The sequence below is a fragment of the Aquabacter sp. L1I39 genome (assembly GCF_017742835.1).
GTDB lineage: Bacteria > Pseudomonadota > Alphaproteobacteria > Rhizobiales > Xanthobacteraceae > L1I39.
In genome coordinates this window covers 3875150-3901253 of record NZ_CP072392.1, presented here as the reverse complement: position 1 = coordinate 3901253, position 26104 = coordinate 3875150, and the positions used below count along the sequence as shown (strand labels likewise).

The window sequence follows — 26104 nt, the reverse complement described above, 5'->3', positions numbered from 1 at the left end:
GGAAGTTTTGGCTGACACCTGGATCATAGCCGGATTAAAGCCCCGCACGAGCCTATTGGCGCAGCACTGATCCGCCCGCCTTGCATATGCGTTAATCGCCCACCGCGACTGCGCCCCCGCCGGTCCCGGCCCGCGAGGTGTCATGACGTCTCCCGCTTTGCACTGGTTCCGCACGGATCTCCGTCTCTCCGACAACCCCGCCTTGGCCGAGGCCGCCCGCGCGGGGCGGCCGGTGGTGGGGCTGTTCGTGCTGGACGAGGAAAGCGCCGGCCTTCGACCGCTGGGCGGTGCCGCCCGCTGGTGGCTCGCCCAATCGCTGCGGGCGCTGGCGGCGGACCTTTCCGCCCGCGGGGTTCCCCTGGTGCTGCGCCGAGGGCGGGCGGGCGAAGTGGTGCCGGCGGTGATGGCGGAGCTGAAAGCCGAGGCGCTGACCTTCAATGCCCGTCCCGGCGCGGCCGAGCACGCCATCGACACCCAAGTTGCCGAGGCGGTTCGATCCCTTGGGGCCGAGGTGAAGGTCTTCAACGGGCACTTGCTGCATCCGCCGGGGACGGTGTCCACCCAGGCCGGGACCTTGCCGCGCACCTTCTCTTCCTTTCAGCGGGCCGCCTTGAAGGAGCGGCGGCTGCGGGCGCCCCTGCCCGTTCCCGAGCCCCTCACCGGATGGTCCGGCGAGATCAAGGGCGATTCCCTCGACACCTGGGGCCTGGAGCCCACATCGCCCGACTGGACCGCCGGACTGCGCGCCACCTGGACCTGCGGGGAGGCGGCGGCGCAAGTGCGCTTGGACGCCTTCGTCTCAAACGGGCTGAAAGGCTATGCGGAAGGCCGCGACGTGCCCTCGGCGGAGCATGTCTCCCGCCTCTCGCCAGCTCTGCGCTTCGGGGAAATCTCGCCCCGCCAGGTCCGTGCAGTGGCGCGCCACGCGGCGGAGGTGGGGGCGGTGTCTGAGCGGGATGCCGCCAAGTTCGAATCGGAACTCTATTGGCGCGAATTCGCCCATCATTTGCTCGCCGCCGAGCCGGACATGGCCCGCCGCAACCTCCAGAGCGCCTTCGACGACTTTCCCTGGCGCGATGCCCCCTCGGACCTTTCCGCCTGGCAAAAGGGGCTGACCGGCTATCCCATCGTGGACGCCGGCATGCGCCAGCTCTGGCAGACGGGCTGGATGCATAATCGGGTGCGCATGGTGGTGGCCTCCTTCCTGTCCAAGCACCTGCTCATCGACTGGCGGCACGGCGAAGACTGGTTCTGGGACACGCTGGTGGATGCCTGCCCCGCCAACAATCCCGCCAGCTGGCAATGGGTGGCGGGTTCGGGCGTCGATGCCGCGCCCTATTTCCGGATCTTCAACCCGGTGCTCCAGGGCGAGAAGTTCGACCCCGACGGCACCTATGTGCGCACCTATGTGCCCGAGCTTTCCCGGATGCCGGCAACGCTCATCCACAAGCCTTGGATGGCGGATCGCACCACCCTGGAGCGGGCCGGGGTGAAGCTGGGCGGCACCTATCCCCGCCCCCTGGTGGATCATGCCGCTGCCCGCGACCGGGCCTTGGCCGCATTCGAGCAGGTGAAGCGCGGAGCGGCGTGAAATCACAGCGACGTTACGTCCTTAATGATCGACATCCCGGCAAGCGCGGAGGATTACATCTTTCTTCACGCGCTCCGGACGGGTAATGAGCAGGAACGGCACTTGCCCACCGCGACACCGCAGGTCGGCGCGGCACTGGCGGTGCGTCCGTCGCGCGAGAGGTTGGTGCCATGACGATTCGCAACGGGCTGGTGGACTCCATCGGCAACACCCCCCTGATCCGCCTCAAGCGCGCCTCCGAGGAGACCGGGTGCGAGATCCTCGGCAAGGCGGAATTCCTCAATCCCGGCCAATCGGTGAAGGACCGCGCGGCGTTGGGCATCATCCGCGACGCCATCGCCAAGGGCACGCTGGAGCCCGGCGGCGTCATCGTGGAAGGAACCGCCGGCAATACGGGCATCGGCCTTGCCCTGGTGGCGGCGCCCTTCGGCTTCAAGACGGTCATCGTCATCCCCGAGACCCAGTCCCAGGAAAAGAAGGACATGCTGAAGCTCGCCGGCGCCACGCTGGTGGAGGTGCCGGCCGTCCCCTATTCCAACCCCAACAATTACGTGAAGGTCTCTGGCCGTCTGGCTGAAGCGCTGGCCAAGACCGAGCCCCACGGCGCCATCTGGGCCAACCAGTTCGACAATGTGGCCAACCGGCAGGCCCATATCGCGACGACCGGCCCGGAAATCTGGGAGCAGACCAGCGGCAAGGTGGACGGCTTTGTCTGCGCGGTCGGCACGGGCGGGACCTTTGCCGGCATCGGCATGGCGCTCAAGGCGCGCAGCAAGGACGTTAAGATCGCCCTCGCCGACCCCATGGGAGCCGCGCTTTATTCCTATTATACGACGGGCCAGTTGAAGTCGGAGGGTTCCTCCATCACGGAAGGAATCGGCCAGGGCCGCATCACCGCCAACCTCGAAGGCGCGCCCTTGGATTTCGCCTACCAGATCCCCGACGAGGAGGCGGTCCCCATCGTGTTCGACCTCCTGGAACACGAGGGTCTGTGCCTGGGTGGGTCGTCGGGCATCAACGTGGCCGGAGCCATCCGCCTCGCGCGGGAACTGGGGCCGGGGCATACCATCGTCACCATTCTCTGTGACTACGGCACGCGCTATCAATCGAAGCTGTTCAACCCGGACTTCCTGCGGTCCAAGTCCCTGCCGGTTCCCGGATGGCTGGAGCGCAAGGCCAAGGTTCCCAACGTCCTCGTCTGAAGGACGCGTCCAAACGCCCGATTGAGAAGGCCCAGCATGTCGATCTTCGTCACCACCGAATGGCTCGCGGACAATCTGAACGCCCCCGATCTCGTCATCGTCGATGCATCCTGGTACCTGCCCAATGCGCAGCGCGACGGCAAGGCCGAGTTCCTGGAGCGTCACATTCCCGGCGCCGTCTTCTTCGACCTGGATGGCATCTCCGACCACAGCACCGATCTGCCCCACATGCTGCCGGAGCCGCGCGACTTCGCGACCGCTGTCGGCGCGCTCGGCATCGGCGATGGCGTGCGGATCGTCGTGTATGACACCGTGGGCCTGTTCTCGGCGCCGCGCGTGTGGTGGACCTTCCGGGCCTTCGGCGCGCAGGATGTGAAGATCCTGGAAGGCGGCCTCACCAAGTGGATCGCCGAGGACCGCCCGCTGGATCAGGGCGCCGCAACCCGCAAGCCGGCGGTCTTCACCTCCCGCCTCGACCGCTCCGTGGTGGCCGACATTGCCCATATCGAGAAGGCCATCGGCACGCCGACCCAAATCCTCGATGCCCGCGCCGCCGGCCGCTTCACCGGTGAGGCCCCCGAGCCCCGGCCGAACCTGCCTTCGGGCCACATCCCCGGGAGCTTGAACCTGCCCTCCTCGAACCTGGTACAGGACGGCAAGCTCGTGCCGCCGGATGTGGTGCGCCAGGAATTGGAGGCGGCGGGCGTCGACCTTTCCCGCCCGGTCATCACCTCGTGCGGCTCGGGCGTGTCGGCGGCGATCCTGTGGATCGCGCTGGAGAGCGTCGGCAAGCGCCCGCAGGCACTTTATGACGGCTCCTGGACCGAATGGGCCTCCAGCGGCAAGCCGATCGAAAAGAGCGCCTGATCCCGTGCCCGGTCTCTCGGCTCACAGAAGGCCGAGGGACCGCAATTCCTTCTGCAGCGCTTCCGGCAAATCCGGAGCGCTGCGGGCCGCATCGAGATCGGCCGGCGCATCGGCTGCCTTCAGATAGCGCCAGCCCTGGAACGGACGCGACGGCCGGGGCACCACCCGCACCACGTCCGGGTCCAGTACCAGGCGGCAGCGGCGGATGCCCTCCCCGTCCACGAAGGGACGGATGTCGAGGATCGCCTGCCGGCACAGCACCTCGCCCTTGATGACCCAATAGAGCGATCCGCCCGCCTTCAACTCGTCGGGCCGGGACGGCACCATGCGCGTGGTGTGAAACTGCTCCACCGGCTCGCCCCGCGCCGCCTTCTCGGCCAGGCGTTCGGCGATCCAATCGGTGAGGTCCTCCACCGAGTCCGCGCCCACGCACAGTTTGATGAGATGCAATGGGCCGCTCATGCCCCGGTGGTCCCCTGCGGCGCCGCCTCGCGCTTGACGATCGGCCAATCCACCTCGTCCTCCGCCACCTCCCAGGGCTCTGCGAGCGCCGCATCGCGCCAGGCGACGAAATGGGGATAGGCATGGATGGCGGCCACATAGTCCGCCACCTCCGGCGTCATCGGCACCTGGTAGGTGCGCAGGCGCGTGGCGAGGGGCGCGAACATGGCATCGGCCGCGCTGAAGCGTCCGAACAGGAACGGGCCCTCCGCCCCGAACCGCGCACGCGCTGCGGTCCAGATGGCGGTGAGGCGGGCGAGGTCCTTTTCCCCGCCCTCGTCCAGCGCCCGCGGCTCCGGCGGCCGCCACAGATTCATGGGCAAGTGCCGGCGCAGATAATGAAAGCCTGCATGCATCTCGGCGGCCACCGCCCGGGCCATGGCGCGGGCTGCGCGATCCGTGGGCCAGAAGGGACGGTCCGGATAGAGCTCCGCCACATGTTCGATGATGGCCAGCGATTCCCAGATGGCCGCACCGTCATCCAGCAGCACCGGCACGCGCCCGGCCGTGCCGAGCCCCGCCAGCGTCTTCCGGAAGAGATCGCTGCCGAGCGGCACGAGCTTTTCCTCGAAATCCACATCGGCCGCTTTCAGGGCGAGCCAAGGCCGCATGGACCAGGAGGAATAATTCTTGTTGGCGATGATCAAAGCGAGCGTCATGCGCCCCTCCCGGGCAAGGGCCCGCAGGCCCGACATCGCATAAAGCGCGCGGGGCAGACCAGCATTGCCACCTTATAGCAAGGTGTGCGCCGGTCTCACACGCCACAGCCCTTCGCCCACACGCTGTTCACAGCCTCGGACGCCGCAGCCGCGACATTAGCCTGGGAATGCAGGAAAAAGCCCAGGCCTTACCGGCCTGCGACGAGGGTCGGCTCAAAACCGCCAAAAAGATAGACGAGACAGATGGCGACGAGGAAAACGGCGATCATCCGACGTGCAAAGCACCAGCAGGAGCGATCGGTCGAGGTTGTCATGATGACAAGGTTACCCTGGATCTTGGTCCGGTTGCGGTCCGAAATCCGGTTTCCGCAGCGCAACGCACATGATGTGCCACGCAAACGCGTTAGTTAATGAACCGTTCATAAAATTGCAATGGGGTTCTTTGTGCGATGCACAGCTTCGTGCAAGCCCCGCCACATTCCCGTCTCGAATCACAATTCGTGAGGCGCTTGGCGGGTCCGTCCATGGGCCACGTCACAACGGCATTTTCCCGTTGCCCTCCCAACTTGCGAGGCTTGCGCGGCGCCTCCGGCGATGCCAGGAGGGACACATGAGCAAGCTCGACGCTGACACTCCCCGCGCCGCCCTCCCCGCCGAAGAGGAGGTGAGCCGAACCATTCTTTCCCTCGCCGCCGAAACCGGAGACGCCGGCACCGTATCTCCCACTGAGGTCGCTCAGGCCCTGTTGCCGCCGGACCAGTGGCAACGCGCCTTGCCCCTCGTGCGGCGCGTGGCGGTGAGCCTCGCGCGGGAAGGCCGGCTCATGATCTTCCGAAAGGGTAAGCCGGTGGACCCGGAGGAATTCCGCGGCGTCTATCGCCTGGGCCTGCCGCGCAACGATTGACGAGCCGCCGCCTTCAGGGCGCCGGGAACAGGGCGTTCGTGCGCCCGGTCATGTAATAGACCCCGAGCCCCACCCATTCCTTGGCGGCAAGGTCGGTCAGGTCGAGCCCTTCAGCTGCCCGCAGGAAGGGCGCGGCCAGTCCATCCGGCCCGATGGTGCGATAGTCCACGGGATTGGCGATCACGGGGAAGCCCACAGCCCGGAAGGCGCCCACGGCGCGCGGCATGTGGAAGGCGGAGGTGACCAGCAGCCAACGCGCGCCCGGCTTCGGCTCGATCATGGCCCGAACAAAGGCGGCATTTTCCGCCGTGTTGCGCGAGCGCCCCTCATAGAGCACCCGGTCGGGATCGACCCCCACGTCCTTGAAGGCTTCGCGGATGGCCCGGGCTTCCATCGGCGCGGTTTCTCCCAGATCGGCGGACCCGCCGGAGAAAACGAGCTGAGCCGCGGGATAAGCGCGCGAAAGGGCGCTGAACACGATCACCCGCTCGCCGGCATCGTTCACGGCCGGCACATTGCGGCTCAGGGCAATGTCGGGGACCTCCGAACCGCCAAGCAGGATGATGCCGTCCACCGGCTGCCCATCGGGCTTGAACGGGGGGAAGCGCTCTTCCAAGGGCGAGACAAGATAGTGTGCCAGCGGCGAGAATCCCGCCACCACCTGCCCCCCGATTCCCAGCGCCAAGGCGAGGATCGCTGGTCGCCACACGCCGACCAGCAGCATGACGAAGCCGATGGCGGACAGCAGGATCAAAAGGTTTGAAGGGACCGCAAGGGTCCACAGGATCTTCGATAACGTGAAGAAATCGTCCACGCGCCTCTCCCCACCCCGCGCCTCCGATTAGACATTCGGGGCAGGGAGGGAAAGAGGCGGGACGCAATGTCAGCCAGTTGTAACCTGGGACATTTTGGCCGCGGCGGCTTTTTATTGGTCCGACCGCGACGCAGAGGTATTAAGGTCAGGCAGTCTTCTCGAACAGTTCACGCCCGATGAGCATGCGGCGAATCTCGCTGGTCCCCGCGCCGATCTCGTAGAGCTTGGCGTCCCGCAGCAGGCGGCCCGTGGGATAGTCGTTGATATAGCCGTTGCCGCCCAGGGTCTGGATGGCCTCAAGGGCCATCCAGGTGGCCTTCTCGGCGGCATAGAGGATTGCGCCGGCGGCATCCTCACGGGTGGTCGCACCACGGTCGCACGCGCGCGCCACCGCATAGACATAGGCACGGACCGCATTCATGGTGACATACATGTCGGCAATCTTGCCCTGCATCAGCTGGAACGTGCCGATGGGCTGGCCGAACTGCTTGCGCTCGTGGACATAGGGCAGCACCACGTCCATGCAGGCCTGCATGATGCCGACCGGACCGGCCGCAAGGACCGCGCGCTCATAATCCAGGCCGGACATAAGCACATTCACGCCCCGGCCCACCTCGCCGAGCACATTTTCTTCCGGCACTTCGCAATCTTCGAACACCAGTTCGCCGGTGTCGGAACCGCGCATGCCGAGCTTGTCCAGCTTTTGGGCAGTAGAGAAGCCCTTGAAGCCCTTCTCCACCAGGAAGGCGGTCATGCCGCGGGGGCCGGCATTGGGATCGGTCTTGGCATAGACAACCAAGGTCTCGGCGATGGGCCCGTTGGTGATCCACATCTTGGACCCGTTCAGGACGTAGCGGTCGCCCTTCTTCTCGGCGCGGGTGCGCATGGACACCACGTCCGAGCCGGCCCCCGGCTCCGACATGGCGAGCGCTCCCACATGCTCGCCGGAAATCAGCTTGGGCAGATACCGCGCCTTCTGGTCCGCAGAACCGTTGCGGCGGATCTGGTTGACGCACAGATTGGAATGCGCGCCGTAGGACAGGCCCACCGAGGCGGAGGCGCGGCTGATTTCCTCCATGGCGATGACGTGCTCGAGATAGCCGAGCCCCGATCCGCCATATTCCTCCTCGACCGTGATGCCGAGCAGACCGAGATCCCCCAGTTGGGGCCACAGGTCGCGGGGAAACTGATTGGTCTTATCGATCTGATCGGCACGTGGGGCGATCTTGTCATCGGCAAAGGCGCGCACCGTGTCGCGCAGCATGTCGGCGGTTTCGCCGAGATCGAAATCGAAGCCACGATGGGAGTTGGACAACATGAGCGATCTCCTCCAGCCCCTCGACCATTTTGCGCGGCGACGCCTGCGGCGGGTTCAAATGCCCGGGGCCCGACAAAAATAAAACGGATGGCCGTTTATTCAACCTGAATATGCAGCTGCCGCGTTTCACGGCGCGCCCGGCGCCGGATCCAGCATACCGCCCCCCATGGGGATCCGACAGGTGCGATAATCTCTCTCTTTGCAGTTCGAGAGCGGCGCGCGTGCTCTCAGACCCCGTCATCGCGAGGGATCGTACCTTCCGCGGAGGGATCGTCCGGCGGTGGCGGGTCCGCGAGCCTGCGCTGGGTTCCCATCTGTGAGGGCTGCATCTGCTGGGTCGCGAGCATGGCACGGGCAACACCGATGGCCAGCGGCGGCGCGAAGAGGTAGCCCTGCGCCTGCTGGGCACCAAAAGCCCGCAGGAAGCGCAACTGCTCTCGTGTCTCAACGCCTTCAGCGGTCAGCACGATGCCGAGCGCACGCCCGAGGCGAACCACATATTCGACAATGGACGCCGCATCCCGATCCACGCCCAGATTGGCGATGAAGGACCGGTCGATCTTGATCTTGGTCACCGGCACATGGCGGACGTGGATGAGGGAGGCATGCCCGGTGCCGAAATCGTCGAGGGCGATCCGCACGCCCGCCTCCCGCAGGCGCAACAGCTGCGCCCCGGTCTGCCCGGTGGTCTGGAACAGCGCGCTTTCGGTGATCTCGATCTCAAGCCGCCCCGGATCAAAGGCCTCCTCCCGCAGGATCTCCAGGATGTGCTCGGCGAAGTCCGTCTGCCGCAGGCTGACCGCCGACATGTTGACGGCGATGGAGACGCCCATCAGATCCCGGCCAAGGCGGCAGGCTTCTCGCAGCACCCAGCGGTCGAGGGAGGGCATCAGCCGGGTGCGTTCCGCCACGGGAACGAACGCTTCCGGCAGAAGCAGCCCGCGCACAGGGTGCTGCCAACGCACCAGCGCCTCGAAGCCGACGATCCGTTCGCTCTCCACATCCACCAGCGGCTGGAACATGAGAAGGAGCTGATCTTGCGCGATGGCGCTCTCCAGTTCCTGCTCCACCGTGCGCCGGTTACGAACCTCCACTTCCAGCTGTGGCTCGAACACTTGGAAAATGCCCCGGCCCTCCTCCTTCGCACGATAGAGCGCGATGTCGGCAAGCCGCATCAACTCGCGGGCTTGGGTGGCGTGGGCGGGCGCGAAGGCCACGCCGATAGAGGCACCGACGCTGAGGCCGTGCCCTTCGGCGTCGAACGGCACCTGCACCGCCTCCAGGAGGCGCGGGGCGAGATCGTGCGCCTTGCGGATGCCATCGGGCGACAGAAACAGCACAAACTCGTCTCCGCCGAAGCGCGCGGCGAGCCCGGACGAACCCATGCACTCGCTGATGCGCTCGGCCACATGGCGAAGGAGGTCGTCGCCGACGCCGTGGCCGAGCGTGTCGTTGATGTCCTTGAAACCGTCGAGATCGATGAAGAAGAGCGCGAGGCTGTCTCCCTCCTTCAGCGCATCCACCTGGCGGGTGAGTTCGCCGATGAAATGGCCGCGATTGTAGAGCCCCGTCAGATAGTCCCGCGAAGCCAGGGCGCGGGCGCGGACCTCGCTGGCGGCCAGCGCCCGGCTGTAGCGGCGCGCCCGGACGAGCAGGCTGACGCAGATCGCCAGAAGCAGTGAGGAAAGCAGGGCAACCACGGGCGTGACGTGCTGGAGGGACATCCAGTCGGATCGAACCGGCTTCCAGGCCAGCAGAAGATCGACGGCGTTTGGTCCCTGGAGCGAGGCGAGCGCAATCCCGTTCTCCTGCGCCTGAACCGCCGGAGCCGCGCTGAGCCGCAGATCCTGCACGCCCACCCGGCTCTCGATCTGGTCGAGGAGGTCACGGTCCAGCACGTCGACAGCCACCAGATAGACCACATGCCGGCCCGACTCACGGGGGGGCGCGATCCGCCGCATGGTGGCGAGACCGACCACGTTTCCATCGACGAGAATACCTTCTCTCCCGCCCTCCGTGAGCGTCGCCGGCCCGGCGGTCAAACGCTGGAACGTGGCGCGCAAGGTCGCGAAACTCTCGGAATCAGAGACCCGGTCGCCATCGGACGCAGCGAAAAGGACATTGCCTGCGCCATCGACCAGATAGGTGCGTTCATATGAGAATCGATGAAACAGTGGCGCCGCCAACCGCTGCTCAAGCTGGTGCAGCCCTTCGCGCGGGTCGCCGGCGATCGGACCGGCCTCTTCCGTCATGAGCGCGAGCGTACGATTCATCACCTCCGCGTGGTGGTGAAGCGCCGCGCGGACTTCGCGCTGCTCGACGCGAAGCGCCCGCCGGTCGCGATCCACCATCACCACGACCACAAGCGCCAGCAGGCAGACCAGCACGAGGGACACCGCGGACGCAGTGGCGAAAGTAAAGGTTTGGGCTACGGCGCCCGAACGCCTGGGAATCTCAGCCTCCGTAGCGCCGCGGCAGGCTTGTGCCTGGAATTCTTATCTGACGGCGGGACCTTATTAGGAGGCCTCGGATCGAATGCGCAAGGGCAACTTGCGCAGATCTTTGAATATTAACCCTTTGCGAACCAAATCGAAGCAAATCCCAGAAAGGAAAAGAAGCCAACGCTGTCCGTTACGGTTGTAACGAACACCCCCGACGCAACCGCCGGATCGAGCTTCAGGCGCTGGATGGTGAGCGGCACGAGGATTCCAAACAGGCCAGCCGCTAGCATGTTCACCACCAGCGCGGCCGCAATTACGCCGCCGAGCTGCAGGTTCTCGAACCAGGCCGCTGCGATCAGGCCCAGAAAGACGGCCAGGATCGCCCCGTTCAGGAGACCCACCAGCACTTCGCGGGTAACCACCCGCCGCGCATTGTGGCTCCCCAGATCCTTGGTGGCCAGGGCACGCACCGCCACCGTCATGGTCTGATTGGCGGCATTGCCGCCCATGGAGGCGACGATAGGCATCAGGATGGCCAGTGCCACCATCTGCTCGATGGTGGCCGAGAACAGGCCGATGATGAACGCGGACAGAAACGCTGTGCCCAGATTGATCACCAGCCAGGGCAGCCGGCTGCGGGCGGTATAGGGCACGGTGTCGGAGAGTTCCTCGTCGCTGCCGACGCCGGCCATGGCGCGCAGATCCTCGTCCGCCTCTTCCTGGATCACGTCCACCACGTCATCGATGGTCATGACACCCACGAGGCGGCCCGCATCATCGACCACGGGTGCCGAGACCAGGTTGTAATGCTCGAACATGCGGGCGACGTCCTCCTGGTCGTCGCTCGCCTTGACCACATGGCGCTGCTCGTTCTTCACCGCCGTCAGCAAGGTGGGGCGGCGGGTTCGCAGCAGGCGGTCGAGCGCCACCGCGCCGATGAGGCGATAGCCGGGATCCACCACGAACACTTCATAGAAGGTGTCCGGCAAATCGGTGGTGTCGCGCAGATAGTCGATGGTGCGCCCCACCGTCCAGAAGGGCGGCACCGCGATGAACTCGGTCTGCATGCGCCGGCCGGCGCTTTCCTCGGGATAGTCGAGGGAGCGCTGCAGGGCGACCCGCTCGGGGGCGGGGATATATTTGAGGATGTCGGCTTTGTCATCTTCCTCGAGATCCTCGAGGATATAGACCGCATCGTCCGAATCGAGGTCGCGTATGCCTTCCGCCACCGTCCAGGGCTTGAGCGCCTGGAGGATCTGGACGCGCATGGTCTCGTCGAGTTCGGTGAGCGCCGTGAAGTCGAAGTCGCGTCCCAGAAGCTCGATCAGCTGGGGGCGCTGCTCCGCGTCGAGGGCCTCAATGAGATCGCCGAGATCCGCCTCGTGAAGACCCGCGAGATCCTGCTTCAGCGCGCCGCGGTCCATTTCGGCGATGGCGGCGGAGATGCGGTCGACGAAGTCGGGAAGGAGAACACCCTCCTCATCGCGGACGGCGGGGGCGACCTTGTCGTCGATGGCGGGATCGTGCTCGCGCATCCCCTCCCCTTTCCGCGCTGGAACTCAGAACGCTTCGCAATTGAAGAGCCTTACTAGTGCGGCGCGGCGTGGGAGGGAAGCGCCATGAGCAGGCATCCCTTCTGATGTGCGGCGCCGTGGCAAGAAGGCTTCAAAATCGGCTTTCACAGAGGCAACGGCCCGGCCCCGTCCAAGGTTCCCCAGCGCGTGGCTTGACGTTGCGATGCGCCGATACGTCGGCGCGGCCGTTCCCTTTTCCGCTTCGCGTCCACGCTCTAGAAAGAGCCATGTCCCATGCGCTCCTTCCCTTGCCACGCCCCCCATTCACAGCCCGTCTTGGGGCTCTGATCGGCTTTTGCCTCATGGTGGGGGCGACACCCGCCCTCGCCACCGCATGCGGCCCGGAGGCACTGGGCACGGCCCGCGTGCTGGAAGTGCCCGCCGGCGTGCGGGTGGGCACCAAGTCTTTCCCGCAATCCTTGCCGCTCGCGCCCAAGGAAGTGGTGCTCACCTTCGACGACGGCCCCTGGCCGGGCACCACGGCCGCCATTCTCGACGCGCTAAAGGCGGAATGTGTCCGCGCCACCTTCTTCGTGATCGGAGAAAACGCCCAGGCCCGCCCCGCTCTGGCGCGGCGGATCGTCGCCGAGGGGCATACGCTCGCCCACCACACGATGACCCACCCGGCCGCGACGCTGGCCCATATTCCGTACGAGGCAGCGGTTGCGGAGATCGAGAAGGGCTTCGCCGCCGACGACAAGGCGGCCTATGGCACGGCCGGCGGGACGCCGCGCGTGCCTTTCTTTCGCTTTCCAGGCTTCGCCTCGACCCCGCAATTGCTCGCTTATCTGGAAAAGCGAGGCATCTCCGTCTTCGGCGCCGACCTGTGGGCTAGTGACTGGAACATCATGACGCCGGACCAGGAGCTGGACCTGGTGCTGAAGCGCGTCGAGGCCTCCCACGGCGGCATCGTGCTCTTTCACGACACCAAGACCTACACGGCAGCCATGATTCCGTCGTTCTTGAGGGCTTTACGCAAGCTTGGTTACCACATCGTCCATGTGGTTCCAGTCGGACAGACATCCGCCGGTCACTGAGAGCTTCTCTTGCTGAGCCGCCGCCGGGCGCCTGCGGCTCAAGGGATTCGTGGGATGGCCCCACGGGGTTAACGGGAGTGACGGGCATGCGTTCCCTTCTTATGGCCGGCGTCGCCCTGGTGGCGATGGCAGGCGGCGCGCTGGCGGCGGAAGGCTGCCCCAATCCGGATGCGCTCGGAACCTCCCGCGTGGTGACCGTCGATCCCAAGGCCATGCCGCTGCTGGGCACCCTGCAATACAAGCAGACCATCCCCCTCCAGAAGGGCGAGGTGATTCTCACCTTCGACGACGGCCCCCTGCCGCCTTACACCACGCGGGTGCTGGACACGCTGAAGGCGGAGTGCGTGAAGGCCACCTTCTTCATCGTCGGCACCATGGCACGGGCCCATCCGGCTGTGCTTCAGCGGGTGGTGCAGGACGGCCACTCCATCGGCACCCACAGCCAGACCCACCCCCTCATCTTCCCCAAGCTCACCCAGGAGGCGGGCCTCCAGGAGATCCAGAAGGGCTTTGCCTCCACAGATGCAGCGCTGGCGCCCATTAACGCCCATGCGGGGCCGTTCTTCCGCTTTCCCGGGTTGGGACGGACCAAGTTCTACGAATCCTATCTCCAGCAGAACGGCATCTCGGTCTTCAGCGTCGATCTGGTCGCCGATGACTGGATGCACTTGAAGCCCGACGAGGTGATGAAGCGCGCTTTGGACCGACTGGAGGCGCGCGGATCGGGCATCTTGCTGCTGCACGACATCCAGCCCTCCACCGCCGTTATGTTGCCCGCCTTCCTGAAGGAGTTGAAGGCGCGTGGCTTCAAGGTGGTGCATGTGGAGCCCGCGACCACCACGCCGGTCGCCCTCGCCCCCGGCAAGCCGGCTGCGCCCGCCACCGTCAACGTGCAGCCGGCGGCCGTTCCCGCCGGTGCCCCCGCGACGACCACGGCCGTGGCCGTGACGCCTGCCAAACCAGCAAGCGTGCCGAGGCCTGTTCCCTCGCCCCTGGCGCAGCCCGCGGTGGCTCCTGTGGCGGAAGCAGAGCCAGCACCGAAAAATCCGGTGGAGACCTTCTTCAATCAGCTCTGGCCGCGCTTGCTGCCGGACATGACGCCCAAGCCGAATGGCCAGGCGCATGCCACGGGGAGCGGCGCGGCGGAGGAATGAGAGGACGCCCGCGCCCCACACGGGCAGCCGGCACTTCCGGCCAGACGCAGAAACGAAAAAGGCGGCCTCGCGGCCGCCTTTTTCGTTTCCCTGCACCGGGCGGGAAAACCCAGCCAATCTGGTGCGGACGAGAGGACTCGAACCTCCACGGGTCTCCCCACTAGCACCTCAAGCTAGCGCGTCTACCAATTCCGCCACGACCGCATTCAGATCAGGCTCGGCGGTGTTTCCTGTGCAGGTCCCGTCCGCCGGGGGCCATCGTCTAACAGATCGACTCCGGCGCTACAAGGCCTCAACAGCGACGATCGCAACATCTATATGAAGCCTGTGGACGAGTGCGGCGTGCCGCCCCGTCAAAACCTTGGCAGCCCAATGATCGCACCCGTTTCCAGCCGTTCGTCCCTCAATGCCCGCCTGATGCCCCGCGAAGCCAGCGCCCTGCCGGTGGAATGGATCGTGGCCGATTCCCTCGTCCCCTACCCCGAGGCCGTGCGACTCATGGAGGCCCGCGTCGCTGATATTGCCGCCGGCCGGGCGGCGGAAGCGGTCTGGCTGGTGGAACATCCCCCGCTCTACACCGCCGGCACCAGCGCGCGGCGCGAGGATCTGCTGGACGCGCGATTCCCCGTCTTCGAGAGCGGACGCGGCGGTCAGTTCACCTATCATGGGCCCGGCCAGCGTGTGGCCTATGTGATGGTGGACCTGAAGCGGCGCGTGCCGGACCTGCGCCGCTATGTGGCGGGTCTGGAGGACTGGGTCATCGGCACGCTCTCCGCCTTCAACGTCACTGGCGAGCGCCGGGAGGACCGTGTGGGCGTCTGGGTGCCCCGTGCGGGGGGCGAGGACAAGATCGCCGCCATCGGCATCCGCGTGCGCCAATGGGTGACCTTCCACGGCATCTCGCTGAACGTGGACCCCGACCTCGATCACTTCTCGGGCATCGTCCCCTGTGGGGTGCGTGAGCACGGGGTGACGAGCCTTGTCGCCCTCGGCCATCTGGTTGGTATGGCCGAGGTGGACGCGGTGCTGAAAGTGGCGTTCGAGGAGATTTTCGGCCCCACGGTGCGGGCGGAGACGCTGGCCCTCAAATAAGTTGTCACTAAACAAAGCAGTTTGAACTTGATTGCGCTGTTCAAGTGCGCCCCACTGCACCGGATCGGTTTGCAGGGTGGCGGCAGTGACTGCGAAATCTGAAGCGCCAAAGGGCCACGATTACTCGGCCCAGGATTTCGGCAAGCTGTTCCTGAAGGAAAGCGCGAAGGACATCGTAAAAAATTCGGATCGTCGCGATTTCTTCCATAACCTGGTTAAGTCGGGCACCGCCCACGCCCTGCGCGGGGGATTGGTCAAAGTCGGTCTGCAGGACCACTTGGCCCAAGGCATAGCAGATCATTACACAATTGCTTACGAGCTTCTGAAGAAGAACCCGTCGCTCACAGGGCGGGATCTCACCGTCTTCCTGCTGAAGAAGGGGATCGCCATCGCGCGGATGGGGAATGTTGACGATAAGCTGACGTGCGGCATCTCGGTGGCGGTGCTTGCCGTGAGCATCGTGAAGGCCACCGGCATGCTTTTGGCGACCGCTCCCACCGGCGGGACCACAACGCCGGTCCTTCTCCTTCAGGTGTCCGAAGTGGTGATGGATGCCTACAGCATGAATGCCGATTGCAAGATCACGGAAACCATCGAGCGGAAGGTGAATGAAACGGCACAGCCCGTCTATATGTGGTTCCATAACGGCATAACCGAGTGGATGGGAGTTCCTCGATTCTAGACCGCTTCAGCCTTGCGTAAAAAAGCGCGGTGTCCTCTCTATCTTTGCCTTAATGCACGCCTCTCCCGCGAACCGGTGCCCATTTTGCTCGGAAATGCTCTGGGTCATTCCTTAAGGTCATCTGCGGAGGGGCACGGCGCGGCGATCCGACCAAGGCCGGACCCGGTCCTGTGGTAGGGCTGCTTCCCGGCGGTGCGGCGCCCGCTACCCTCCCATGACACCATCGCGCGGCCGCTTGAGGGAGAGAAATCGCCCACTTATTTCGCCCCGGCCGGCGCCCGCTTGTACACCGTGCAGGAGGTGGCGATGTAGTTGGGGATCAGGTCGACCCAGCACAATTCCATGGTGTCGCCATTCAACTCGCCCGAGCCGGCACTGAAATCCGTTGCGATGACCAGACGCTTGCCATCCAGGCGCAAGGTGCCAAGCAAAGTCTGCTCCTTGCCGCCCTTGGAGATCAGCGCACCGGCCATGGCGCGGCCGTCCTGGGCGTCGATGCGCAGGTCCCACGATTCGCCACTCGGCCGGCTGGCGAGGGCGGAGGGCTCGACCGGCTTGCTCATCTGGTCCATGGGCGTGACGACGACCGAGGAGCCCGACGTCTCCATCGCCACCCAGCGCCCCATGAGATTGGGCGCCTCCGCCGCGACCGCTGGCGCGACCGCCATGAGGTTCACCGCAGCCAGAAGGCCCGCCAGGACACCCTTTGCCATCATCCCCTCCCCGCGGCCCCGGCCGCTCCCGGCTGAATGGACCGGATCAGATGCCCAGTTTGCCTTTCAACAGGTCATTGACCGCCTGCGGATTGGCCTTGCCGCCCGAAGCCTTCATCACCTGGCCCACGAACCAGCCGAGCATGGTGGGCTTGGCCTGAACCTGGGCCACCTTGTCGGGATTGCCGGCGATGATTTCGTCCACCACCTTCTCGATGGCCGAGAGGTCGGTCACCTGCTTCAAGCCGCGCGCCTCCACCAGCTCGCGCGGATGGGCGGTGGACTTCTCTTCCAGGATGATGACCAGCACGTCCTTGGCAATCTTGCCGGAAATGGTTCCGTCCGAGATGAGATCCACGATGCCGGCCACCTGCTCGGCGGAGACGCTCCCGCGCGCAATGGACAGGCCCGCCGCATTGGCCGCGGCGGCCACGTCACCCATGACCCAGTTGGCCACCAGCTTTGCATTGCGGGCAATGCCGCCCGCCAGCACCGCCGCTTCGAAATAGTCGGCGGTCTCCTTCTCGGCCACCAGGATGGAAGCGTCATAGGGCGTGAGGCCGTAATCGGCGATGAAGCGGGCCTTCTTGGCGTCCGGCAGTTCCGGCAGATCCGCCTCAAGCGCGGTGACAAAGCCCGGCTCCAGCACCAGGGGCAGCAGGTCCGGATCGGGGAAATAGCGGTAATCGTGCGCCTCTTCCTTGGAGCGCATGGAGCGCGTTTCGCCCCGCACGGGGTCGAACAGGCGCGTTTCCTGCTCGATCACGCCGCCATCCTCGATGATCTCGATCTGGCGCCGCGCCTCGGTCTCCACCGCCTGGCCGATGAAGCGGATGGAATTGACGTTCTTGATCTCGCAGCGGGTGCCGAAGGGCTCGCCGGGGCGACGCACGGAAACGTTCACGTCGGCGCGCAGATTGCCCTTTTCCATGTCGCCGTCGCAGGTGCCGAGATAGCGCAGGATGGAGCGCAGCTTGGTCACATAGGCGCGGGCTTCGTCAGCCGAGCGCAGATCGGGGCGGGACACGATCTCCATCAGCGCCACGCCGGAGCGGTTGAGATCGACGAAGCTCAGGGACGGGGAGAGGTCATGGATAGACTTGCCCGCGTCCTGCTCCAGGTGCAGGCGCTCGATGCCCACCACGATGCTCTCGCCGTCGGCGAGATCGACGATCACCTCGCCCTCTCCCACGATGGGGCTCTTATACTGGCTGATCTGGTAGCCCTGGGGCAGGTCCGGGTAGAAATAGTTCTTCCGGTCGAACACCGAGCGCAGATTGATCTGCGCCTTGAGCCCAAGGCCCGTGCGCACCGCCTGGGCGACGCATTCCCCATTGATGACCGGCAGCATGCCCGGCATGGCCGCATCCACCAGAGACACATGGTCGTTCGGCGGGCCGCCAAAGGCGGTGGAGGCGCCGGAAAACAGCTTCGCGTTGGAGGAGACCTGGGCGTGCACCTCCATGCCGATCACCACCTCCCAGTCGCCGGTGGCTCCACGGATGAGCTTCTTGGCGTCGGCGGGTCGCGTATGAACGGTCATGTCTGTCCCTGCAACTGGCGCGCGGCGGAGCCGCGTTTATCAAACTCTGTCCCTACTCGAAGGCTTGGCTCTCTGGCAACCGCCTCGCCCACCTGTGCTATAGGCTGCGACGCTTTCGGCCGGCCGGAGGCGGTCAGCGACGGAACGGGATATGCGGCTTGCCACTGTAACCTTGGCGCGGGACGAGGCGGACATTATCGAGCGCTTCGTCCGCCACAACCTGCATTTCGTGGACCGCCTCTATGTGGTGGATGACGGCAGCACGGATGCGACGCCGGACATCCTGCGTCTCCTTGCGGCGGAGGGCGTTCCGCTGGTGGTGGTCTCCGACGGCGTCCATGGCGCCTATCACCAGGGCGTGCGCACCACCGCCCTCATGCACCGGGCCATGGCGGACGAGGTGTTCGACTTCATCCTGCCGCTGGATGCGGACGAGTTCATCGCCCTGCCCGACCGCGCCGCTCTGGAAGCGGAGTTGTCCGCCCTCCCCGCTGGGGCGGTGGGCGCCTTTTCCATGACGCACTATATTCCGCAGCCGCAGGACGACCTCACCGAGACCGACCCGCTGGCGCGGCTCACCTATGTGCTCGACATCCCCCGGCAGGTGAACAAGGTGGTGGTCCCCCGGGCGCTGGCCGCCCACCCAGAGACGCTGATCTCGGACGGCAATCACGGGGTCAGCCACTGGCACAAGGATGTGGCGCCGGTGCTGCTGCCCAAGGCGGACCTCGCCCATTTCCCGGTGCGCTCCACCGACCAATTGGTGGCCAAGTGCCTCGCCTCCTATGTGCGCTGGCGGGCGCGGCCGGACTATCAGGCCACCACCGCCATACGCCACATGGATGGCGCCCGCCTGCTGGCGGCCGAGCCGGCCTTGGCGGTGAGCGATCCGGCGGCGCTGCTGGCCGCCTATATCCCCGAGTCGGTCGGCCCGCTGCGGCGCCAGCCCTTCACCGAGCGGCGCGGCGCTCTGCGCTATCCGCACCTGGCGCAGGCCTTCCCCTATCGCCGCATCATGTCGGCGCTGGACACGCTGGTGGAGACGGGACGGGCGGGCGCGCGGGAATTGGAAGTGGCGCGGCGGACGCTCGAAAAGCGCAACGCGCCCTTCCGCGAGGCGCTCGCCGCGCGCCTGCGCAAGCTCAAGCGCTCTTTCATGAAGCGCATGCCCGGATAAAAAAACGGCGCCTCAATTGGAGGCGCCGGGGGCTCCCGTCTCGGGGAGATGGGCATTCTCGTAGCGGATGGTCCAGGCGATGATTTCCCGCCACAGGGTCTCCGGCAGGTCCTCCGGCAGGCCCAAGGCGCGGGCGCGGGCGCAGACACGCTCCACCACCTCTTCCACCCGGTCCGGCAGCAAGGCGGGGATGCCCGCCTCCGCCTTGATGGCCACCACCTTCTCCACCACCTTCAGCCGCCGCACCAGGAGATCGACCATCGCATCGTCGATGGCGTCGATCTCCACCCGTGCGGCGCGAAGGCCTTCGGGCACGGGGCTCAATCTGCCCACCAGATGTCTTCAACCGGGAAGCGGCCGGCGGATTCCTCGATCACCTGGCCGAGCGAGAACAGCGTCTCTTCCTCGAACGGGCGACCGATAAGCTGGAGGCCCAGCGGGAGGCCATCGGCGGAGAAGCCCGCCGGCAGGGACAGGCCCGGCAGGCCGGCCAGATTCACCGTCACGGTGAAGACGTCGTTGAGATACATCTCCACCGGATCGGCACTCACCTTTTCGGCGATGCCGAAGGCGGGCGAAGGGGTGGCGGGGGTGAGGACGGCATCCACGCCCTGCGCAAACACGTCGTCGAAGTCGCGCTTGATGAGGGTGCGGACCTTCTGCGCCTTCACATAATAAGCATCGTAATAGCCGGCGGAGAGCACATAGGTGCCGATCATGATGCGCCGCCGCACCTCGGCGCCGAAGCCGGCGGCACGGGTGCGCTCATACATCTCCACCACGTCGCGGCCGGGCTCGCGCAGGCCATAGCGCACGCCGTCATAGCGGGCGAGGTTGGAGGAGGCCTCCGCTAGCGCCACGATATAATAGGCCGGCAGGGCGTATTTGGTGTGCGGCAGGGAGATGTCGACGATCTCGGCGCCCGCGTCCCGCAGCATGGCCGTGCCCTGGTCCCAGAGCTCGACGATCTCCTGCGACATGCCGTCCACGCGATATTCGCGGGGAATGCCGATGCGCTTGCCGCGCACGGACTGGCCCACCGCATCCTCATAATCCGGCACCCGCAGATTCACCGAGGTGGAATCCTTGGGGTCATAGCCCGCCATGGACTTCAAAAGGATGGCGGCGTCGTTCACCGTGCGGGCGAAGGGGCCGGCCTGATCGAGCGAGGAGGCATAGGCCACGATGCCCCAGCGCGAGCAGCGGCCATAAGTGGGCTTGATGCCCACAGTACCGGTGAAGGCCGCCGGCTGGCGGATGGAGCCGCCCGTATCGGTGCCGGTGGCACCGGCGCACAGGAAGCCGGCCACCGCCGCCGCCGAGCCGCCCGACGAGCCGCCGGGCACCAGCGGCGCGCTAGACCCGTCCCGCCGCCAAGGCGAGACGGTGGGGCCGAAGGCCGAGGTCTCGTTGGACGAGCCCATGGCGAACTCGTCATTGTTGAGCTTGCCCAGCATCACCGCGCCGGCCTTCCAGAGCTGGCTCGTCACGGTGGACTCGTACTGCGGCACGAAGCCCTTCAGGATGTTCGAGCAGGCGGTGGTCTCCACCCCCTCGGTGCAAAACATGTCCTTGACGCCGATGGGCAAGCCCTCCAGCGGGCCGGCATCGCCCGAGGCGATCCGTTCGTCGCTGGCCTTGGCCATGTCGCGGGCCTTGTCGGCGGTTTCCAGCACATAGGCGTTGAGGTCGCGCCCCTGCTCCATGGCGGAGAGATAGGCATCGGTCAGTTCGACCGCGGTGAATTCGCCCTGGGCGAGGCCCTCGCGCGCCTGGGTCAGGGTGAGCTGGTTGAGCGCGGTCATTCCACCACCTTCGGAACCGTGAAGAAGCCGCCCTCGGCCTCGGGGGCATTGGCGAGGATCTTTTCGGGATAATGGCCGTCGGTGACCACGTCCTCGCGCATGGGCAGGTTCTGCGGCACCACGCCGGTCATGGGCTCGACGCCCGACACGTCGAGGGCGGAGAGCTGCTCCACGAACTGAAGGATGGCGTTCAGCTCCCCCTGAAGCGCGGAAAGTTCCTCTTCGCGCACGGCGATGCGCGCCAGATGCGCCACCCTCCGTACGGTCGCCTGATCGACGGACATGTCTTGCTCCCTGGACCGCCCCGACCCTGATGCATCGGCGGCGTGGCCCTCTGCTGACCCGTGGATGGCCCGCACGGGGCGGGCCTCCGGAAAAATCCTCATCGTGGCCTATAGCAAGGGGGGAATTGGGGAGGCAATGGCGCTCACCGCCCTTCCCCCGTCAGCGCCCCTCGCCCGCCTCCCGCACCAGGGCCAGGAACTGGGCGCCATAGCGCTCGAGCTTGGCCTCGCCGACGCCCGAAATGTCGCCGAAGGCCGCCAGTGACCGGGGCCGGGCATGGGCGATGTCCAAGAGCGTGGTGTCGTGGAAAATCACATAAGGCGGCACGCCTTGCGCCCGCGCCAGTTCCAGCCGCAGGGCCTTCAGCTTCTGGTAGAGCGCCTCGTCGCGCGGATCGGTGGGGCCGGCGCGCGGCACGCGAGCGCCGCCTTGGGTGCGGGCCGGGCGGGTGCGCTTTTCCACTTTCAATTCGATGCGCCGCTCGCCGCGCAGCACCGGCCGGCAGGCGGCGGTCAGCGAAAGCCCGCCATGGCCCTCCACATCCACCGCCACGAGCCCCAGCGCCACCACCTGCCGCAGGATGGCCCGCCAATCGTCGCGGGTCACATCCTTGCCGATGCCGAACGTGCTCAAGGTCTCATGGCCGAACTTGTGCACCTTGTCGGTGGCGGTGCCGGTGAGCACATCGATCACATGGCCGGCGCCGAACATCTCCTTGGTGCGATAGATGCAGGATAAGAGCTTCTGCACCGCCTCGGTGCCGTCATAGGTGCGCACGGGCTCCAGGCAGGTGTCGCAATTGCCGCAGGGCTCGTGCAGCTCTTCCTCGAAATAGGCGAGCAGGACCTGGCGGCGGCAGCTTGCCGTCTCGCACAGGCCCAGCAGCGCATCGAGCTTCTGACGCTCCACCCTTTTGCGCGCCTCGGAGGCGTCGGAGGCATCCACGAACTGGATGAGCTTGGCCACGTCCTCCATGCCATAGAGGAGCAGCGCCTCGGAGGGCAGGCCATCGCGGCCGGCGCGGCCGGTCTCCTGGTAATAGGCCTCGATGCTCTTGGGCAGGTCGAGATGGACAACGAAGCGCACGTCCGGCTTGTCGATGCCCATGCCGAAGGCGATGGTGGCCACCATCACCACCCCTTCTTCCTTCAGGAAGCGGTCCTGGTTGCGGGCGCGCACCTGCGGATCAAGGCCCGCATGATAGGGCAGCGCCACCCGCCCCTCGTCGGCCAGCGCCTCGGCGGTGGCCTCGACCTTCGCCCGGCTCATGCAATAGACAATGCCCGCCTCGCCCTCATGGGCGTCGAGCAGCGCCCGGAGCTGGGCCTTGGGATTGTTCTTTGGCTGGATGCGATAGCGGATATTGGGCCGGTCGAAGGAGGAGAGGAACACCTCCCCGTCCTCAAGCCCCAGCCGCTCCACGATCTCCCGCCGGGTCGGGCCATCCGCCGTGGCGGTCAACGCGATGCGCGGCACCGAGGGGAAGCGCTCGTGCAGGATGGTCAGCTGGCGATATTCGGGCCGGAAATCGTGCCCCCATTGGGAGACGCAATGCGCCTCATCGATGGCGAAGAGCGCGATGCGCGCGCCTTGCAGCAAGGTGAGGAAGCCGTCGGTCAGCAGCCGCTCGGGTGCTACATAAAGCAGGTCAAGCTCGCCCATGGCCAGGTCCCGCTCCACCTGGCGCGCCTCGGCTGGGGTGAGGGAGGAATTGAGCATGGCCGCCTTCACGCCCAGCTGGCGCAGCGCCTGCACCTGGTCGTGCATCAAGGCGATGAGGGGCGAGATAACGATGCCCGTGCCCGCCCGTGCCAAGGCCGGCACCTGGTAGCACAGCGATTTGCCGCCGCCCGTGGGCATCAGTACCAGGGCGTCGCCGCCATTCACCACATGGTCGACGATCTCCGCCTGCCGTCCCCGGAACGCCTCATAGCCGAAGACGTGGCGCAGGATGTTCCTGGGCTCGCGCGACGGAGCGGGCGTGGAGGGGGAGAACGACTCGGCGGAAGACGGGGACATCATGGGACCCTATATAGCGCGTCCCGCCGCAAATCCGGCGCGCCCTCCCACAGGAAAGGCGCCTCAGTCCTCATCCTTCGCGCCGGAGGTGAGCGTGAAGTCCAGCGGGGTCTCCTCCAGCGGCTCCTCGTCGTCGCGCAAGGCATCGTCGTCGCTGGGCAGGGGAATGGCGAAACCGGGCGGGATACGGCCATCGAGCAAGCCCGCCCCCTTCAGCTCGTCGAGGCCGGGCAAATCCTGCACCGCGTCCAGGCCGAAATGGATGAGGAAGGCGGACGTGGTGCCATAGGTCACCGGCCGCCCCGGTGCCTTGCGTCGTCCCCGCAAGCGGATCCAGCCGCTTTCCAGCAGCACGTCCAGCGTGCCCTTGGAGGTGGTGACCCCGCGGATCTCCTCGATCTCGGCCCGGGTCACCGGCTGGTGGTAGGCGATGATGGCCAGCACCTCGGTGGCGGCGCGCGAGAGCTTGCGCGGCTCAGGCCCGGCACCGGCGCGCAGATGGGCAAGGTCCGGCGCGGTGCGCAACATCCAGCCGCCGGCCACCTTGAGGATATTGACCCCCCGGCGGGCATAATCGGCGGTCAAAACGTCCATGAGCGCGCCGATGTCCGCCTCGCGCGTCAAGTGAGGCGCCATCTCGCGGGCCGTCACCGGGGCGGTAGCGGTGAAGAGCAAGGCTTCGATGACGCGAATGTCCCGGACGAGCGCCTCCTCGCGCGCGTCCAGCGGACGTTCGTCGAACAGGTCGATGCGGGGCGCGGACCGGCTGGCGGGGGTTTTGGGCGCGCTCATGCACCGCCCTCCCCGCTGGTGCCATCTGCCCGCGGCCGCAGCCAGAGCGGGGCGAAATGGGCGTCCTGGCGGATGTCCAGGAGGCCCTCCTTCACCAGTTCGAGGCTTGCGGTGAAGCTGGAGGCGATGGCGGTGGCCCGCTGGTCCGGCTCGGTGAGATATTCGATCAGGAACTGGTCGAGCCGGATCCAATCCCCCGTCATGCCCACAAGCCGCTCCAGCCGCGCGCGGGCGTCCGCCAGCGACCACACCGCGCGGGTCTTCAGCGTCACATAGGACAGCGCCTTCTTCTGGCGCTGGGCGGCGTAGGCGGAGAGAAGGTCATAGAGCGTTGCCGTATAGGTGACCTTGCCCTCCACCTCCGGCGCCTCTACCTGGGCGCGGGGGAAGACGTCGATGCCGAGACGCTTGCGCGCCATCAGCTTCTCGGCGGCCTGCCGGATGCGCTCCAGATGCCGCAAGCGCCGGGCGAAGGCGTCCGCCAGCTCTTCCGCGCTCGGCCCGTCCTCGCGGGGCGGGGGCGGCAGGAGCAGGCGGGATTTCAGGTAGGCGAGCCACGCCGCCATCACCAGATAGTCGGCGGCCAGTTCCAGGCGCACCTTCCGTGCCGCCTCGATGAAGGCGAGATACTGGTTGGCCAAAGCCAGGATGGACAGGCGGGTGAGGTCCACCTTCTGGGTGCGCGCCAAGGCGAGCAGCAGGTCGAGCGGCCCCTCGAACCCGTCAATATCCACGACGAAGGCCCCGTCCGCCGCCTCCGAGGGCAGCGCGTCCTCGGCAAAATCGGGGGAGACGGGCGCGGTGGTCATGGCCTCAATCGGTCAGGCGCAGGAGCCGGTCGCGCGCGGCGCGGGCGGCATCCGCATCGAAGGGTGCAGGCGCGACCCGCGCGGCCAATGCCCGCTCCGCCCGCTCCAGAGCGAGACCGGACAGGACCGGCGTGACGGCGGCGATGGGTTCCATCTCGTCGAGGCGGCCATTGCAGTGGAGCAGCATGTCGCAACCGGCGGCGAGCGCGGCCTCAGCCCGCGTCGCAACCGTTCCTGAGAGCGCGCCCATGGACAGGTCGTCGCTCATGACGAGGCCGGAAAAGCCTATGAAGCCACGCACCACCTCTTCCATCACCACCGGCGAGGTGGTGGCAGGGCGATCCGCATCGAGGTCCGCATAGACCACATGGGCGGTCATGCCGAGCGGCAGGTCGGCGAGCGGCCGGAACGCGGCAAAATCCGTGCGCTCCAGCTCGGCGCGGGCGGCATGGACCACTGGCAGGCGCTCATGGCTGTCCACGGGCGCGCGGCCATGGCCGGGAATATGCTTCACGACCGGCAGCACGCCCCCCTCAAGCAGCCCCTCGGCGGCGGCGCGCGCAAGCGCCGAGACGGAGGCCGGCTCCTCCCCATAGGCGCGGTTGCCGATGATGCCGTGGCCCTCGGGCAGGCGCAGGTCCGCAACTGGCAGGCAGTCCACATCGATGCCAAGGGCGAAAAGGTCGGAGGCGATGAGGCGGGAATTCAGCCGCACCGCCTGAAGGCCCGCGGCCGGATCGCGGCGATAAAGGGCGCCGAAGGCCTCGCCGGCGGGATATTCCGGCCAATGCGGGGGCTTGAGGCGCTGGACGCGGCCACCTTCCTGGTCGATGAGCACCGGCACGCGCCAGCCAATGGCGGCGCGCGCCTCCTCCACCAGCCGGCGCACCTGGTCGGGCGTCTCCACATTGCGCGCGAACAGGATGAGGCCCCACGGCGATTGGGCCGCGAGAAAGGCCTTTTCGGACGCGGTGAGGGCGGGCCCGGAGAGGCCGACAATGAAGGCTTTGGACGTCATGGATCGGGCGTATCCGGGGCTGGCAGGGCCGTCAAGCGCCACCGGGCAGCGACGCCGCCAAAGGGCGGGAACGATGCGAAGCTATGATGAGAAGCGATAAGGAAGGT

Annotated in this window: 24 protein-coding genes and 1 tRNA gene; 9 read left to right on the top strand and 16 right to left on the bottom strand. The window is 66.5% G+C overall.

The genetic code is table 11. The annotated features are described in order from the left end of the window. The first annotated feature begins 142 nt into the window (after nt 1-142). The 3 genes from J5J86_RS17645 (at nt 143) to sseA (ending at nt 3660) form a co-directional block, all read left to right on the top strand. The gene (locus J5J86_RS17645) at nt 143-1591 is read left to right on the top strand and encodes a cryptochrome/photolyase family protein (protein WP_209100347.1); all 1449 of its coding nucleotides are present in this window, start codon (nt 143-145) and stop codon (nt 1589-1591) included. A gap of 170 nt (nt 1592-1761) precedes the next feature. After that, entirely contained in the window at nt 1762-2793 is a 1032-nt protein-coding gene (locus J5J86_RS17640; RefSeq protein WP_209100345.1) for a cysteine synthase A, read from the top strand. Nucleotides 2794-2829: 36 nt separating this feature from the next. Continuing rightward, a complete protein-coding gene (gene sseA, locus J5J86_RS17635) occupies nt 2830-3660 on the top strand; it encodes a 3-mercaptopyruvate sulfurtransferase (protein ID WP_209100343.1) in 831 nt (276 codons plus the stop codon). Between the two features lie 21 nt (nt 3661-3681). Here sseA and J5J86_RS17630 read toward each other — a convergent pair whose 3' ends face one another. Both J5J86_RS17630 and J5J86_RS17625 read right to left on the bottom strand, forming a co-directional pair. Continuing rightward, a complete protein-coding gene (locus tag J5J86_RS17630; protein ID WP_209100341.1) occupies nt 3682-4122 on the bottom strand; it encodes a DUF1489 family protein in 441 nt (146 codons plus the stop codon). Further along, nucleotides 4119-4820 carry a glutathione S-transferase family protein gene (locus J5J86_RS17625; RefSeq protein WP_209100339.1) on the bottom strand — a complete coding sequence of 234 codons (702 nt, stop codon included), beginning with the start codon at nt 4818-4820 and terminating at the stop codon, nt 4119-4121. The genes J5J86_RS17630 and J5J86_RS17625 overlap by 4 nt, the downstream gene beginning before the upstream one ends. Nucleotides 4821-5430: 610 nt before the next feature. Here J5J86_RS17625 and J5J86_RS17620 point away from each other — a divergent pair. Continuing rightward, on the top strand, nt 5431-5724 hold the full coding sequence (locus J5J86_RS17620; protein ID WP_209100337.1) for a DUF3253 domain-containing protein: 294 nt from the start codon (nt 5431-5433) through the stop codon (nt 5722-5724). 13 nt (nt 5725-5737) lie between these two features. Here J5J86_RS17620 and J5J86_RS17615 read toward each other — a convergent pair whose 3' ends face one another. The 4 genes from J5J86_RS17615 to mgtE form a co-directional block, all read right to left on the bottom strand. Next, nucleotides 5738-6538 carry a YdcF family protein gene (locus tag J5J86_RS17615; RefSeq protein ID WP_209100335.1) on the bottom strand — a complete coding sequence of 267 codons (801 nt, stop codon included), beginning with the start codon at nt 6536-6538 and terminating at the stop codon, nt 5738-5740. Nucleotides 6539-6683: 145 nt separating this feature from the next. After that, a complete protein-coding gene (locus tag J5J86_RS17610; protein WP_209100333.1) occupies nt 6684-7856 on the bottom strand; it encodes an isovaleryl-CoA dehydrogenase in 1173 nt (390 codons plus the stop codon). A gap of 227 nt (nt 7857-8083) precedes the next feature. Next, nucleotides 8084-10252, bottom strand: a complete 2169-nt coding sequence (locus J5J86_RS17605) for a putative bifunctional diguanylate cyclase/phosphodiesterase (protein ID WP_209100331.1) — start codon at nt 10250-10252, stop codon at nt 8084-8086. A 173-nt stretch (nt 10253-10425) separates the two neighbouring features. Next, nucleotides 10426-11832, bottom strand: coding sequence for a magnesium transporter (gene mgtE / locus J5J86_RS17600; RefSeq protein WP_209100329.1), 1407 nt, complete (start codon nt 11830-11832; stop codon nt 10426-10428). A gap of 266 nt (nt 11833-12098) precedes the next feature. Here mgtE and J5J86_RS17595 point away from each other — a divergent pair, with 266 nt between their 5' ends. Further along, a complete protein-coding gene (locus J5J86_RS17595) occupies nt 12099-12908 on the top strand; it encodes a polysaccharide deacetylase family protein (protein WP_209100327.1) in 810 nt (269 codons plus the stop codon). An 86-nt stretch (nt 12909-12994) separates the two neighbouring features. Further along, nucleotides 12995-14062 carry a polysaccharide deacetylase family protein gene (locus J5J86_RS17590; RefSeq protein WP_209100325.1) on the top strand — a complete coding sequence of 356 codons (1068 nt, stop codon included), beginning with the start codon at nt 12995-12997 and terminating at the stop codon, nt 14060-14062. Between the two features lie 119 nt (nt 14063-14181). Here J5J86_RS17590 and J5J86_RS17585 read toward each other — a convergent pair. Next, nucleotides 14182-14266 (bottom strand) — tRNA-Leu (locus J5J86_RS17585). 168 nt (nt 14267-14434) lie between these two features. Between J5J86_RS17585 and lipB the strand changes: the two genes are divergently transcribed. Together lipB and J5J86_RS17575 are read left to right on the top strand one after the other, a co-directional pair. Beyond that, the gene (gene lipB / locus J5J86_RS17580) at nt 14435-15154 is read left to right on the top strand and encodes a lipoyl(octanoyl) transferase LipB (protein ID WP_209100323.1); all 720 of its coding nucleotides are present in this window, start codon (nt 14435-14437) and stop codon (nt 15152-15154) included. Nucleotides 15155-15230: 76 nt separating this feature from the next. Next, nucleotides 15231-15836 carry a hypothetical protein gene (locus J5J86_RS17575; RefSeq protein WP_209100321.1) on the top strand — a complete coding sequence of 202 codons (606 nt, stop codon included), beginning with the start codon at nt 15231-15233 and terminating at the stop codon, nt 15834-15836. Nucleotides 15837-16093: 257 nt separating this feature from the next. Here the strand turns inward: J5J86_RS17575 and J5J86_RS17570 are convergent, their stop codons facing one another. Both J5J86_RS17570 and gatB read right to left on the bottom strand, forming a co-directional pair. Then, nucleotides 16094-16549: a hypothetical protein gene (locus J5J86_RS17570; protein ID WP_209100320.1), complete on the bottom strand. Its 456-nt coding sequence runs from the start codon at nt 16547-16549 to the stop codon at nt 16094-16096. A gap of 46 nt (nt 16550-16595) precedes the next feature. Next, nucleotides 16596-18092, bottom strand: coding sequence for an Asp-tRNA(Asn)/Glu-tRNA(Gln) amidotransferase subunit GatB (gatB, locus tag J5J86_RS17565; protein ID WP_209100318.1), 1497 nt, complete (start codon nt 18090-18092; stop codon nt 16596-16598). A 151-nt stretch (nt 18093-18243) separates the two neighbouring features. Between gatB and J5J86_RS17560 the strand changes: the two genes are divergently transcribed. Next, on the top strand, nt 18244-19269 hold the full coding sequence (locus tag J5J86_RS17560) for a glycosyltransferase family 2 protein (protein WP_209100316.1): 1026 nt from the start codon (nt 18244-18246) through the stop codon (nt 19267-19269). A 12-nt stretch (nt 19270-19281) separates the two neighbouring features. Here J5J86_RS17560 and J5J86_RS17555 read toward each other — a convergent pair whose 3' ends face one another. The 7 genes from J5J86_RS17555 to nagZ all read right to left on the bottom strand — a co-directional run bounded on the left by J5J86_RS17555 (nt 19282) and on the right by nagZ (nt 25997). Further along, nucleotides 19282-19584, bottom strand: coding sequence for a chorismate mutase (locus J5J86_RS17555; RefSeq protein ID WP_247657677.1), 303 nt, complete (start codon nt 19582-19584; stop codon nt 19282-19284). Between the two features lie 5 nt (nt 19585-19589). Then, nucleotides 19590-21074 carry an Asp-tRNA(Asn)/Glu-tRNA(Gln) amidotransferase subunit GatA gene (gene gatA, locus J5J86_RS17550; RefSeq protein ID WP_209100314.1) on the bottom strand — a complete coding sequence of 495 codons (1485 nt, stop codon included), beginning with the start codon at nt 21072-21074 and terminating at the stop codon, nt 19590-19592. Beyond that, entirely contained in the window at nt 21071-21358 is a 288-nt protein-coding gene (gatC, locus tag J5J86_RS17545; protein WP_209100313.1) for an Asp-tRNA(Asn)/Glu-tRNA(Gln) amidotransferase subunit GatC, read from the bottom strand. The genes gatA and gatC overlap by 4 nt, the downstream gene beginning before the upstream one ends. A 160-nt stretch (nt 21359-21518) precedes the next feature. Further along, on the bottom strand, nt 21519-23381 hold the full coding sequence (gene recQ, locus J5J86_RS17540) for a DNA helicase RecQ (RefSeq protein ID WP_209100311.1): 1863 nt from the start codon (nt 23379-23381) through the stop codon (nt 21519-21521). A 60-nt stretch (nt 23382-23441) separates the two neighbouring features. Next, nucleotides 23442-24170 carry an SMC-Scp complex subunit ScpB gene (scpB, locus tag J5J86_RS17535; RefSeq protein ID WP_209100309.1) on the bottom strand — a complete coding sequence of 243 codons (729 nt, stop codon included), beginning with the start codon at nt 24168-24170 and terminating at the stop codon, nt 23442-23444. Next, the gene (locus tag J5J86_RS17530; RefSeq protein ID WP_209100298.1) at nt 24167-24979 is read right to left on the bottom strand and encodes a segregation and condensation protein A; all 813 of its coding nucleotides are present in this window, start codon (nt 24977-24979) and stop codon (nt 24167-24169) included. Before J5J86_RS17530 ends, scpB begins: the two co-directional genes overlap by 4 nt. Nucleotides 24980-24983: 4 nt before the next feature. Then, nucleotides 24984-25997 carry a beta-N-acetylhexosaminidase gene (nagZ, locus tag J5J86_RS17525; RefSeq protein ID WP_209100296.1) on the bottom strand — a complete coding sequence of 338 codons (1014 nt, stop codon included), beginning with the start codon at nt 25995-25997 and terminating at the stop codon, nt 24984-24986. Between the last annotated feature and the right edge of the window lie 107 nt (nt 25998-26104).